The organism is Pseudomonas sp. LB3P14, from assembly GCF_054898045.1.
The window spans coordinates 4558059-4570924 of the sequence record NZ_CM142714.1; the positions used below are offsets into that span (position 1 = coordinate 4558059).

10 protein-coding genes are annotated in these 12866 nt (G+C 59.5%); 8 read left to right on the forward strand and 2 right to left on the reverse strand.

What is annotated here, in order from left to right; genetic code table 11:
* Nucleotides 1-120: 120 nt before the first annotated feature.
* Nucleotides 121-681 (reverse strand): NUDIX hydrolase, encoded by a 561-nt coding sequence (locus ACYZT5_RS21075; RefSeq protein WP_462047237.1) that lies wholly within the window; start codon nucleotides 679-681, stop codon nucleotides 121-123.
* 3 nt (nucleotides 682-684) lie between these two features.
* On the reverse strand, nucleotides 685-1752 hold the full coding sequence (locus ACYZT5_RS21080) for a DUF2333 family protein (protein WP_462047238.1): 1068 nt from the start codon (nucleotides 1750-1752) through the stop codon (nucleotides 685-687).
* 284 nt (nucleotides 1753-2036) lie between these two features.
* On the opposite strand from ACYZT5_RS21080, the gene gcbA reads away from it, so the two are divergent.
* The 8 genes from gcbA (at nucleotide 2037) to prmA (ending at nucleotide 12865) form a co-directional block, all read left to right on the forward strand.
* Nucleotides 2037-3707 carry a diguanylate cyclase GcbA gene (gene gcbA, locus ACYZT5_RS21085; RefSeq protein WP_462047239.1) on the forward strand — a complete coding sequence of 557 codons (1671 nt, stop codon included), beginning with the start codon at nucleotides 2037-2039 and terminating at the stop codon, nucleotides 3705-3707.
* Nucleotides 3708-4662: 955 nt separating this feature from the next.
* Complete coding sequence (locus ACYZT5_RS21090; protein WP_462052289.1) at nucleotides 4663-5706, forward strand: methyl-accepting chemotaxis protein; 1044 nt, start codon at nucleotides 4663-4665, stop codon at nucleotides 5704-5706.
* A gap of 194 nt (nucleotides 5707-5900) precedes the next feature.
* Nucleotides 5901-7640 carry a protein-disulfide reductase DsbD gene (locus ACYZT5_RS21095; RefSeq protein WP_462047240.1) on the forward strand — a complete coding sequence of 580 codons (1740 nt, stop codon included), beginning with the start codon at nucleotides 5901-5903 and terminating at the stop codon, nucleotides 7638-7640.
* A gap of 131 nt (nucleotides 7641-7771) precedes the next feature.
* Nucleotides 7772-8224: a type II 3-dehydroquinate dehydratase gene (gene aroQ, locus ACYZT5_RS21100; RefSeq protein ID WP_017336343.1), complete on the forward strand. Its 453-nt coding sequence runs from the start codon at nucleotides 7772-7774 to the stop codon at nucleotides 8222-8224.
* A gap of 46 nt (nucleotides 8225-8270) precedes the next feature.
* Nucleotides 8271-8732 (forward strand): acetyl-CoA carboxylase biotin carboxyl carrier protein, encoded by a 462-nt coding sequence (gene accB, locus ACYZT5_RS21105; RefSeq protein ID WP_462047241.1) that lies wholly within the window; start codon nucleotides 8271-8273, stop codon nucleotides 8730-8732.
* A gap of 17 nt (nucleotides 8733-8749) precedes the next feature.
* Nucleotides 8750-10105, forward strand: coding sequence for an acetyl-CoA carboxylase biotin carboxylase subunit (gene accC, locus ACYZT5_RS21110; protein ID WP_462047242.1), 1356 nt, complete (start codon nucleotides 8750-8752; stop codon nucleotides 10103-10105).
* 158 nt (nucleotides 10106-10263) lie between these two features.
* Nucleotides 10264-11817: a Fic family protein gene (locus tag ACYZT5_RS21115; protein ID WP_462047243.1), complete on the forward strand. Its 1554-nt coding sequence runs from the start codon at nucleotides 10264-10266 to the stop codon at nucleotides 11815-11817.
* 169 nt (nucleotides 11818-11986) lie between these two features.
* Nucleotides 11987-12865, forward strand: a complete 879-nt coding sequence (gene prmA / locus ACYZT5_RS21120) for a 50S ribosomal protein L11 methyltransferase (protein WP_462047244.1) — start codon at nucleotides 11987-11989, stop codon at nucleotides 12863-12865.
* Nucleotide 12866 lies beyond the last annotated feature (1 nt).

Sequence of the window (12866 nt, forward strand, 5' to 3'; positions counted from 1 at the left end):
GTTCTTCGCGAGCAAGCTCTGCTCCTACAAAAAGCAACGCCGGTTCAGCTTGAAAAGGTCGCGCAGTGTAACGGCAAAAAGCCGACTTGCTAAGAGCCAATCGGCGCCAATTTATGCCTCTTATGCGACGTCCGACCCACGGGCCCGAAGATACCGCTTCAACGCGGCCAGAGAGTCCGGGCAGTAAGGCTTCTGCGTGATTTCCAGCAGGACCTGATCGACGGGGATAAAGCGCGCTTCAAGGACTTCTTCGGGTTGCAGGATCAACGGGCCGTCCCACACCGCCGAAAACGCCGAACACCAGAGCCGATTTCCGGTGTCTTCGAAGAAAAAGTGATCATGGGCAGTCAGTTCCACGCCGCTCACGCCCAGCTCTTCTTCCAGTTCACGTGCAGCCGATTCGGCGTAGGTTTCGGTAGCGAGCACCATGCCCCCCGCCGCCACGTCCCAGAAACCTGGATAAATGGCTTTGCTCAGCGTGCGTCGATGCACGCAAAGTTCACCGGCGGAATTGAACAGCATGATGTAAGTGCCGCGGCCGATCAGCCCGCGCTCGCGCAGGTCGGAGCGGACCAGGGCGCCGAGCAGGTTGTCCTGCTCGTCAACCCAGGCGATCTGTTCGGCGTCCGAGGCCGCGCGATGGGCGGCCTCCCGCATGTTATCGACGGAGCTATCAACCATGACTCAGCCCTGATTGAGCAATTGACGCAAATCGATCACTGCGGCGTTGGCCCGGGAGATGTAATTGGCCATGACCAGCGAGTGGTTGGCCAGCACCCCGAAGCCGCTGCCGTTAAGGATCATCGGGCTCCAGACCGGTTCCTGCGAGGCTTCCAGCTCACGAATGATCTGGCGCACGCTGACCGTGGCGTTCTTCTTCGCCAGCACGTCGGCGAAGTCGACTTCGATGGCACGCAGCAGGTGGGACAAGGCCCAGGCCTGACCGCGGGCTTCGTAGAACACATTGTCGATCTGCATCCACGGGGTTTCGACGATTTCTTCGTCAACCTGCGGCACCTGACCCAGCGGTGGAACTTCGGTTTTCAGTGCGGTGTTGAGCTTGACCCGGCCTACGCTGGCCGACAGCCGTTGCGACAGCGAACCCAAACGGGTGCCGACATCGCCCAGCCAGTTGTTCAGGTTGTCGGCGCGGGCATAGAACAGGGCGCTTTTCTGGCTCGGATCTGACAGACGCGCCTGATAGCGGCTCAGAGAATTGATGCCTTCCTGATACTCGGACTCACTGGACGGCAGCACCCAGCTCTTATTGTCGAAGTTGAAACGCGGCTCGGCCTTGGCCAGATCGGAGTCTTCGGCAGATTGCGATTGCGAGCGGGCGAAGTCTTTACGCAAGGCACGCGTCAAGTCACGGACCTGGACCAGCACGCCATATTCCCAGCTCGGCGTGTTATCCATCCACAGGCCCGGCGGGAAACGGTCGTTGGAAATATAGCCACCCGGCTTGGTCAGCAAAGTACCGGCGACGGTCTTGAGGGTTTCGACCGTGGTGTAGCCGATGACCATTTGCTTGCCTTCTTTCTCGGCGGCCATCTGGGCATTTTGCTGAACCGGGAACAGTGCAGGTTCCTGGCTCCAGTACCAGCCCAGCGCAATAGCCACCAACAAGTAAATGGCAATCAGAGTGGCCAGCGCCCGGCTGAACAACAGGCCACCCAAGTAACTGCGGGTGGCCGATTTCGGTTCAGCGGTACGTTCAGGCGCGCTGCCCGCGCGGTTCTTCCAGTCCAGCATGGCGATATCCTTTCAATCACTTGAGTTCATCGGTTCGACCACAACCCTATCTCATCGTGCCTCGTTTGCCGCATTAATCCTGCACGAAACGGCTACCGCACAATGACCACGATCGAGGGCCACTATAAATGAAGCACAGCGCCGAGCCTATTCGACCAGTCGGTCATAAACTGAATAACGTCGCTTTGCAGTTAATTGACGTACGACACTCATGCGATCGAAAAGAGGTGCTAGCATAGAGCCACCAGTCGATCTCAGCATGCACCCTAACTAGTAGTCAGGATATGACCGAGCCAGAAGACCCCAGCCGTGAGCGCCTCAAGCACCACTTTGCCCAGCGGGTAATTCATCAGGCACGTCAAATTCTTGAGATATGGCAGCGCCTGCAATTCAGCGAGTGGTCCACCACCGACTTATCGGAACTGAGCGAGGCCAATCTGCGCCTGCTGCGTTTCGCCGAGCGCTTCGAACAACCTGAACACACCCAGCTGGCGCGCCACATTGGTCAGTCGCTGGAGGCTGTCGACGCCAATCGCGGACGTCTGAGCAGCGGACTGATCACTGATCTCAATCGTTTGATGCAGCGCCTGTCACGCACCGGCCTGCGCCATGGCGATCAGCTGGACCAAACCTTTCTGCCGCCCCTGCGCAAGCCGATCTACGTGATGCTGCAGGATTACGACCGCGCCGAGCGTCTGGCCAAGCAGCTGGAATTTTTTGGGCTCAGCGCTCAAGCCCTCGACAGCGTTTCGGCGTTCCGAAACTCAATGGTCGAGCGCTTGCCTGCAGCGATCGTCATGGACGTGGACTTCAACGGCCCCGGCATCGGCCTGAAACTGGCCGCCGAAGCACAGGAAGGCCTCGACCACACGCTGCCATTGTTGTTCTTCAGCCTGCACGAAACCGATACCCCGACCCGCCTCGCCGCCGTGCGCGCCGGTGGCCAGGAATTCCTGACCGGCACCCTCGAAGCGTCGAGCCTGCTGGAGAAGATTGAAGTCCTGACCTGCGTCGCCCAGTACGAACCTTATAAAGTGTTGATCATCGACGACTCCCGCGCCCAGGCCTTGCACACCGAGCGCCTGCTCAACAGTGCCGGGATCGTCACGCGGACCTTGATCGAGCCGATCCAGGCCATGGCCGAGCTCGCGGACTTCCAGCCAGACCTGATCATCCTCGACATGTACATGCCGGCCTGCACGGGTACTGAATTGGCCAAGGTGATCCGTCATAACGACCGTTACGTCAGCGTGCCGATCATTTACCTGTCCGCCGAAGATGATCTGGACAAGCAGCTGGACGCCATGAGCGAGGGCGGCGACGACTTCCTGACCAAACCGATCAAGCCGCGACACCTGATCACTACCGTGCGCAACCGCGCGGCACGGGCACGCAATCTGAAATCGCGGATGGTTCGCGACAGCCTCACCGGGTTGTACAACCACACGCACATCCTGCAATTGCTCGAAGATTGCAGCTTCCGCGCGCGCCGCGAGTGCAAGCCGTTGAGCTTTGCGATGCTCGACATCGATCACTTCAAGCGGGTCAACGACAGCCACGGCCACCCCATGGGCGATCGGGTGATCAAGAGCCTGGCGCTGTTTCTCAAGCAACGCTTGCGCAAGACCGATTTCATCGGCCGCTACGGTGGTGAAGAATTCGCCATCGTCATGCCGGACACCGATCTCGAATCGGCCCACAAAGTGCTCGACGAGATCCGTCGGCGCTTTGCCGAGATTCACTACCCTGCCCAACCGCAGGACCTCTGGTGCACGTTCAGCGCCGGGGTGGTGGAACTGTGCGAAAACTCCGACAGCCTGATGATGGCCAGCCAGGCAGACGAAGCGCTGTACCGCGCGAAGGACGCCGGACGCAACCGCGTTCAGGCCGCGCGGACGTCAAAGCAAAGTGCCACCCTTTCATCCGAATCGACCCATTCAGTCATAACCCTGTAACAGAAACGCAATAACTTCAGGCGCTTACCATTCTGCCGTTGGTAGACCCGCCATGCGCCTGAAGCTGCTGACCAATCTCAATACCCTCCTTTTAGTCGCCGTATGCGTGGCCCTTGGCGCCACACTTTGGTGGTCGCAAAAGGCCCTGGAGCGCCCCTATTTATTGATGGAGCGTTACCTGGGCTTGTCCCAGCAATTTCAAAATGAAGTCGCGCGTAACATCGAGGACTATCTTGCCAGCGGCGATGCCCTGCGCCTGAGCAGCGCCAGCCAGGCCATCGACGGCCTGCAAAAGGAACTCGGCGAGTTGCCGCCGGCATTGGCCGACACCTTGCGCCCGAGCCTGTCGAACCTGGAAGAGTTCAGCAAAACCGACCTACTGGCGGCCGGCAAGCTGGCCGGTGATCCGCAAGCGCTGTTGCTGCAAGCCGAACGCGAACTCGGTGCCAGCCTCGATCAACTCAGCCAATACGCCAGCGCTAACGCGGCGTATCTGACGCCGCTGCTCGCGGCTTCCCAGCACTTGGGCAAACTGTCTCTGGCCCGGGACAAACTGGTCAGTAGCGGCCGTAGCGAACTGGCCGCCGATGTCGAGCGTGAAGTCAGCAACATTCGCACCCAGGCTGAGTTTCTGGACGCCTTGCCGCTGCTGGGCGTGACGAGCAAAAGTGAGTCGAACACGGATGATTTCGCGGCGATGATGGGCCTGGAGAACTCCGAAAAGGCCGTTGCAGAGGATGCTGGCGTCGGCCTCAAACGTGAACTGAACAGCCTCCTCACTCGCTACCCGGCCGAACTGGCACGCACACGCGACCAGATCCAGAAACGCGCCGACCTCAGCGCCGCCACTCACCTGAAAATCGCCGCCGTGCAGCAGGCCATCGCCGGGCTGGAGCCGGTGGTTCGCGCCCAGCACGGACAGATCCAGGGCGAAGTGCGGCTGATGCAAGGGGTGATGATCGGGCTGATCCTGTTGATTGCATTGCTCATCGACACCCTGCAACGACGCTTGGCCCGAACCCTGACCAACCTCGCGCCGGCCCTGTCGACCTGGGCCGAGGGCGACTTCAGCCGGGACATTGAATTGGGCGCGACCAATCGCGAGCTGCATGACATTCAAGCTTCGCTCAATCGCTTGCGTGCCTATCTGGTCGACTTGGTGGGGACCATTCGTCTCAATGCCGAACAGGTCGCCGGTAGCAGCCGAACCCTGGCCGAGTTGAGCAATGACCTGCACAGCGGTGCCGAACATCAGGCCGGCGACACGGCGCTGATCCGCGATTCCCTCGGAGAACTGGAAGCGACCATTCAACAGGTTGCCGGCGATGCCAGCCAAGCTGCCGACGCCAGCCGCCATGCCGGACTGGCGGTGGAGCATGGCCAGAAAGTCATCGGTTTGAGCCTCACCGGGTTGCATGCGTTGGTGGGTGAAGTGCAAGGCAATGCACAAATGATCGAGCACTTGGCCGAGGAGTCGGCGACCATTGGCGGCGTGCTGACGGTGATCCGTTCGATTGCCGACCAGACCAACCTGCTGGCGCTGAACGCCGCCATCGAAGCGGCCCGCGCCGGGGAAATGGGTCGAGGGTTTGCGGTGGTGGCTGAAGAGGTTCGCTCACTGGCGCAACGCACCGCCGGCGCCACCGCAGAGATCCAGACATTGATCGCGGGACTGCAAACCGCCGCACGACAATCAGTGGAAGGCATGCGCGCCCAGGTTGAACACGCTGAAGCCACTGCCAATCAGGCCCAGGCCGCCGACGGCGCGCTGGATAAAATCGTCGGGGCGATCCAGACCATTTCCGACACCGCCGTGCGCATCGCCGATATCACCGCCCAGCAGAGCGGTGCCGTCAGCGAAATCCGCGATCACAGCGAACGGATTCACCAATTGGGTGGGGATAACTTGCTGAGGATTGGTGAGGGACGCGTGCAAGGGGAGAATTTGTTGGTGTTGGGTGGACGACTTCACACAGCCGTCCAAGCCTTCCGCGTCTGATAGTTTCTCTTACCTAATGATCGTTCCCACGCTCTGCGTGGGAATGCAGCCCGGGACGCAGAGCGTCCCAAAAGCGGACGCAGAGCGTCCATTGAGGTATTCCCACGCAGAGCGTGGGAACGATCAGTCTCACGGACCTGCATACCCTTCCACCGTCCGCTATCATGCCCTCACTTTCGATACGCGAGATTGTCATGCGCCGTTTGCTCTGCCTGCTGTTTTTAGTGTTCGCCCTGCCGGCCACCGCCGCCGGGTTGCTGGACAGTCGGCCCAGTTCGACGTTGGGCTCGATCAACAACAGCGCCGACTTCCTACCGGTGCGTGAAGCCTTTCAGCTGAGCCTGGTAGAAAGCACTCCGCAATCAATCAAGCTGCGTTTCATCGCTACAGAGGGTTACTACCTCTATCGCCATCGCTTTCAGTTTCGCGCTGATCCGACCGATGTTGGCCTGGGCGCCGCGCAACTGCCCAAGGGCGAACAGAAACACGATGAGTACTTCGGCGATGTCGAGGTCTACCACGGAATTCTCGATGTAGAGCTACCGCGCACCGATCAACGAGCGTTCACGCTGGCGGTAACTTATCAGGGCTGCGCCGATAAAGGGCTGTGTTATCCACCCGAAACCGAGCGACTGAGTATTGATGGCAGCGCAGGCGCGACACCCGCCTGGAGTTGGCGCGAACTGGCGCTGTTTTTCCTCGCAGGCCTGGGCCTGACGTTCACACCGTGTGTGCTGCCGATGCTGCCGATCCTGTCTGGCGTGGTGTTGCGCGGTCAAGTGGGTGGTTTGCGCGGCTTCAACCTGTCACTGGCCTACGTGCTGCCAATGGCCGCCTGCTTCGCTCTGCTCGGCGCATTGATGGGGATGTTCGGCGCACAGCTCAATCTTCAGGCGCGGCTGCAATCGGCGTGGGTGCTGGTGCCGTTCGCGATGTTTTTTGCGCTGTTTGCCTTGGCAATGTTTGGCGTCTTCGAACTCAAGCTGCCGCACGCCATCAGCAGTCGCCTGGACCGAATCGCCGGTCGCACCGAAGGCGGTTCGTTGTGGGGCGCCGCCGTGCTGGGTGTGGTTTCCAGCCTGCTGGTTTCGCCCTGTGTCTCGGCGCCACTGGCCGGTGCGCTGCTGTACATCAGCGCCAGCGGCGATGCATTGGGCGGCGGTCTGAAATTGTTCATGCTCGGTCTCGGCATGGGCACACCGCTGTTGCTGGTCGCCACCGGTGGCGCCGCCTGGCTACCGAAAAGCGGACCCTGGATGATTTATGTGAAAAACGCGATTGGCGTTTTGTTGCTGGGGCTGGCGATCGGTTTGCTCAGTCGCGTACTGCCGGGCCAGATCACTTTGCTGCTGATCGGCTTGCTGGCCGGTGGTGTCGGGTTGTTCATGGGCGCGTTGGAATTCGTCTACAAGTCGCCGAGAAAACGCCTCGGCCAATTGCTCGGGATGTTCCTGCTGTTTTACGCGCTGGCCTGCTGGTACGGCGCATTCAGCGGCCAGACCGATCCGCTCAATCCGATTGGCCAGCCACGCATCACCACGGGCACCGAGCAATTGCAAAACACCAGCGCCTGGCAAACCATCAGCACTCCGGCAGACCTGGACCGCGTCCTCACCGAAGCCAAATCTTCAGGCACCCCGCTGCTGCTCGACTGGTACGCCGACTGGTGCATCAGCTGCAAAGTCATCGAACACGAAGTGCTCAACGACGCTAAGGTCGTCGAACGTCTCAAAGGCTATCGACTGATCCGCTTCGACCTCACCGCCAGCAACGCCGAGCAACGCGCCCTGCTCGACCGCTACAAACTGTTCGGCCCGCCCGCGCTGATGTTTTTCGGCAAGGACGGCGTCGAACGCGCCGATGTGCGGGTAATCGGCGAGATCAATGCCAGGGACTTCGCCGAACGTGTCGCGAAGGCAAATGACCGGATTTAATAACCCGGTCACATATTTCGCGCAAACATCGGCCATCGTGCTGGCTATTGCATAGAACTGGACAGTCACAAAGGCTTTGCGGCATAGTCGCCGAGTTCTGACAATTGCTCACAGATAACAAGGAACAGCAGATGGCGACGTTACTGGTTCTGCACGGACCCAACCTGAACATGCTCGGCACCCGTGAACCGGGCACTTACGGCGCTACGACACTGGCGCAAATCAACCAGGACCTGGAACGCCGTGCCCGTGAAGCCGGCCACCATTTGCTGCACCTGCAAAGCAACGCCGAGTACGAATTGATCGACCGCATCCACGCTGCCCGCAGCGAAGGTGTGGACTTCATTCTGATCAACCCAGCAGCTTTTACGCACACAAGTGTCGCATTACGTGACGCGCTGCTGGCGGTGAGCATCCCATTCATCGAAGTGCATTTGTCTAACGTGCACAAACGCGAACCTTTCCGCCATCACTCTTACTTCTCCGATGTAGCGGTGGGAGTGATCTGCGGCCTTGGCGCCAGCGGTTATCGACTGGCCCTGGAGGCCGCCCTAGAGCAGCTTGAAAGACAGGCAACAGCTTGAACAACAAGCGTTACGCCCCTGACCGACCCTTGGGAGTTGATGATTCATGGATATCCGTAAAGTTAAGAAACTGATCGAATTGCTGGAAGAGTCTGGCATCGACGAGCTCGAGATCAAGGAAGGCGAAGAGTCCGTACGCATCAGCCGTCACAGCAAGACTCCGGCTCAGCAGTACTACGCACCAGCTCCAATGCATGCTCCGGCGCCGGCGCCTGTTGCTGCTGCCCCGGTTGCCGCTGCCGCTCCTGCTGCTCCAGCCGCGCCAGTTCTGAACGGCGCCGTTGCCCGCTCGCCTATGGTCGGTACCTTCTATCGCAAGTCTTCGCCATCCTCGCCGTCCTTCGCTGAAGTCGGCCAGACCGTGAAGAAAGGCGACACCCTGTGCATCGTCGAAGCCATGAAGATGATGAACCACATCGAAGCTGAAAGCAGCGGTGTGATCGAATCTATCCTCGTCGAAGACGGCCAGCCGGTTGAGTACGACCAACCGCTGTTCACCATCGTTTGAACCGCGGAGAGACTTTGATGACTGCGAAGTTGGAAAAAGTTCTGATCGCCAACCGCGGTGAGATCGCCCTGCGGATTCTGCGTGCCTGCAAAGAGATGGGCATCAAGACTGTCGCCGTTTACTCCAAGGCCGACAAAGAGCTGATGCACCTGGGTCTGGCAGACGAATCCGTCTGCATCGGCCCGGCTTCGGCCGCGCACTCTTATCTGCACATCCCGGCAATCATCGCTGCGGCTGAAGTGACCGGCGCTACCGCCATTCACCCAGGCTACGGTTTCCTTGCGGAAAACGCTGATTTCGCTGAACAGGTCGAGAAATCCGGCTTCGCGTTCATCGGCCCGAAAGCCGACACCATTCGCCTGATGGGCGACAAGGTATCGGCCAAGCACGCCATGATCGCTGCGGGTGTTCCAACCGTTCCGGGTTCCGACGGCCCATTGCCTGAAGACGAAGAAACCGCTCTGCGCATCGGTCGCGAAGTCGGTTACCCGGTGATCATCAAAGCCGCTGGCGGCGGTGGTGGTCGCGGCATGCGCGTCGTGCATAAAGAAGAAGACCTGATCTCCTTCGCAAAACTGACCCGCACCGAAGCGGGCGCGGCGTTCGGCAACCCGATGGTCTATCTGGAAAAATTCCTGACCAACCCACGTCACGTGGAAGTTCAGGTACTTTCCGACGGCCAGGGCCACGCCATCCATCTGGGCGACCGCGATTGCTCGCTGCAGCGTCGCCACCAGAAGGTTCTCGAAGAAGCGCCGGCACCGGGCATCGACGAGAAAGCACGCGCTGAAGTCCTCGCACGCTGCGTCAAGGCCTGCATCGACATCAACTACCGTGGCGCGGGCACTTTCGAGTTCCTGTACGAGAACGGCGCGTTCTATTTCATCGAAATGAACACCCGCGTTCAGGTTGAGCACCCGGTATCGGAAATGGTTACGGGCATCGACATCGTCAAGGAGATGCTCAGCATCGCCGCTGGCAACAAGCTGTCGTACACCCAGGATGACGTGGTTATCCGCGGTCACGCGCTGGAATGCCGGATCAACGCCGAAGACCCGAAAACCTTCATGCCGAGCCCGGGCACGGTCAAGCATTTCCACGCCCCAGGCGGCAACGGCGTTCGCGTCGATTCGCACCTGTACAGTGGCTATGCCGTTCCGCCGAACTACGATTCGTTGATCGGCAAGCTGATCACCTACGGCGCAACCCGTGACGAAGCCCTGGCGCGCATGCGCAATGCGCTGGACGAAATCGTTGTCGACGGGATCAAGACCAACATTCCGCTGCACCGCGATCTGGTCCGCGATGAAGGCTTCTGCAAAGGTGGAGTCAACATCCACTACCTGGAACACAAGCTGGCTGGCCAGCATTAAGATGTGATCCAGACCAACAAAGCCGCTTTCGAGCGGCTTTGTTGTTTCTGAAGGTTTCATCCACTCCCCTGTGAGGCTTAACTGACAGGCACTGGCCTGTCCGGGCTGGCTATAATCGCCCTCAAATCAGCGCAACGCCGACGAACCAGAGCCCGCCCATGCCTGAAAAACTGCCAATAAACCTTAACGACCTGCTGCGCCAGCGGACTGTCGAGGGCGAGCGAATCGAATACAAAACGGGCTGGAATCCCGATCCGATCATTCGCACGCTCTGCGCCTTCGCCAATGACTTTGAAAACCTGGGCGGTGGGTATGTGGTGATTGGGCAAGATTGCGACGCCAACGGTCAGCCGGTTTTTCCTCCGTCAGGTCTTGCCGATCAGGCGCTCGACAAGATCCAACTTGAACTGTTGGCAGCTTGCCAATCGATTCAACCCGCCTATTTTCCAGTACTGAGCATGGAAGAAGTTGAAGGCCGCAAGCTGATCGTTTTGTGGGCACCAGGCGGGCAGAATCGCCCGTACAAAGCCCCGGCAGCGGTGACAGCCAAACATCGGAGCCTGCATTACTACATCCGCCGCTACAGCAGCACAGTAGAAGCCAAGGGAGAAGTCGAACAGGAACTCTTGGGGCTTGCTGCCAAAGTGCCTTTCGATGATCGCTTCCACCAGAAAGCCCATGTCAGCGACCTGTCCAAAGCGTTGATGCAAAACTTCCTGCAAGAAATTGGCAGCGCCCTCGCGGAAGACGCTGACAACCTTTCTATTGAGGCACTGGGCCGACAAATGAACGTCGTGGGCGGCCCAACCGAATCACCGTGGCCCAAGAACGTGGGCCTGATGTTCTTCAGTAACACCCCGGAACTGTTCTTTCCCGGCACGCAGATTGATGTGCTGTGGTTTCCTGAAGGTGCTGGCGGCGACCGCTTTGACGAAAAAATCTTCAAAGGCCCTCTGGCAACCATAACCCGTGAGGCTCTGGCCTATATCCAGCGTAATTACCTGCATCAAACAGTTATCAAACACACTGACCGCGCCGAAGCTACAAGGGTTTGGAACTTCCCCTATGCGGCAGTTGAAGAGGCATTGGTCAACGCCGTGTATCACCGTTCCTACGAAGAGCGCGAACCGATTGAGGTCCGCATCAGTCAGGAAGAGCTTGTGATTTTGAGCTTCCCTGGACCTGATCGCTCAATCCGCCTCGAAGACCTTCGAGCCGGTCGTGCCGTGAGCCGCCGCTACCGTAACCGGCGAATTGGGGAGTTCCTGAAAGAACTGGACCTGACCGAAGGCCGGTCGACTGGGATCCCGAAAATCCTCAAGGTCATGGCTGCCAATGGTTCGCCCGCGCCGCTCTTTGAAACCGACGACGACCGGATCTCGTACGTCGTGCGGTTGCCCGCACATCCTCAATCGCAAACCACCGACGCAAAGACTACGGAAGTCACCATGGAAGTCACCATGGAAGTCGCCATGGAAGTCGCTGCGCTTTTGAAGGTCGTTGCTGGCGATATGAGCAGACAAGAACTGCAAACCGCCATGAGCCTGAAAAACGCCGACCACTTCCGTAAGGCTTACATACTGCCGGCCATCGCTGCCGAGGTCTTGGAAATGACGCTGCCCGAACAACCGAACAGCCGTCTGCAACGCTATCGCCTAACGAACAAAGGCCTGCAATGGCTCAAAGCCAATAATGCAAAGAACCCGCATTAAGATGTGATCCAGACCAACAAAGCCGCTTTCGAGCGGCTTTGTTGTTTCTGAAGGTTTCATACTGTGAACGCGAGCAAGCTCGCTCCCACAAAACCTCCGCGCTCGCGTAAACTTGCGCGCTTCTCGCAGCCCGCTAGGCTGCAATCAACATTTTTCAAAGGTGCCCGCCATGCCTTGGCTGCAAGTCCGTCTCGCCATCAGCCCAGAACAAGCCGAAACCTACGAAGACGCTTTCCTTGAAGTGGGCGCCGTATCGGTGACCTTCATGGACGCCGAAGATCAACCGATCTTCGAGCCGGAACTCAACACTACGCCGCTGTGGTCCCACACGCACCTGCTGGCCCTGTTCGAAGGCGGCACCGAAGCCGCCAGCGTACTGGCCCACCTTGAGTTGCTGACCGGCAGCCCGCTGCCCGAGCATCACAGCGAAGTCATCGAAGACCAGGACTGGGAACGCAGCTGGATGGACGGTTTCCAGCCGATGCGTTTCGGTCAGCGCCTGTGGATCGTCCCAAGCTGGCACGCCGCACCCGAGCCTGACGCCGTAAACCTGCTGTTGGATCCGGGCCTGGCGTTCGGCACCGGCACTCACCCGACTACCGCACTGTGCCTGGAATGGCTCGACGGTCAGGACCTGAAAGACTGCAACGTGCTGGACTTCGGCTGTGGCTCGGGGATTCTGGCGATTGCTGCCCTGCTGCTGGGCGCCAAGGAAGCTGTCGGTACCGATATCGACGTGCAAGCCCTGGAAGCCTCCCGCGATAACGCCGGGCGCAACAACATTGCCGAAGCGCTCTTCCCACTTTATCTGCCGGAAGATCTGCCGCAGGTTCAGGCCGACGTGCTGGTGGCCAACATTCTTGCCGGCCCGCTGGTTTCCCTGGCGCCGCAATTGTCCAGCCTGGTCAGGCCGGGCGGCCGCCTGGCGCTGTCGGGCATCCTCGCCGAGCAAGGTGAAGAAGTCGCCAAAGCCTACGCTCAGGACTTCGATCTGGACCCGATCGCCAATCGCGATGGCTGGGTGCGCATCACTGGCCGTCGGCGCTAGA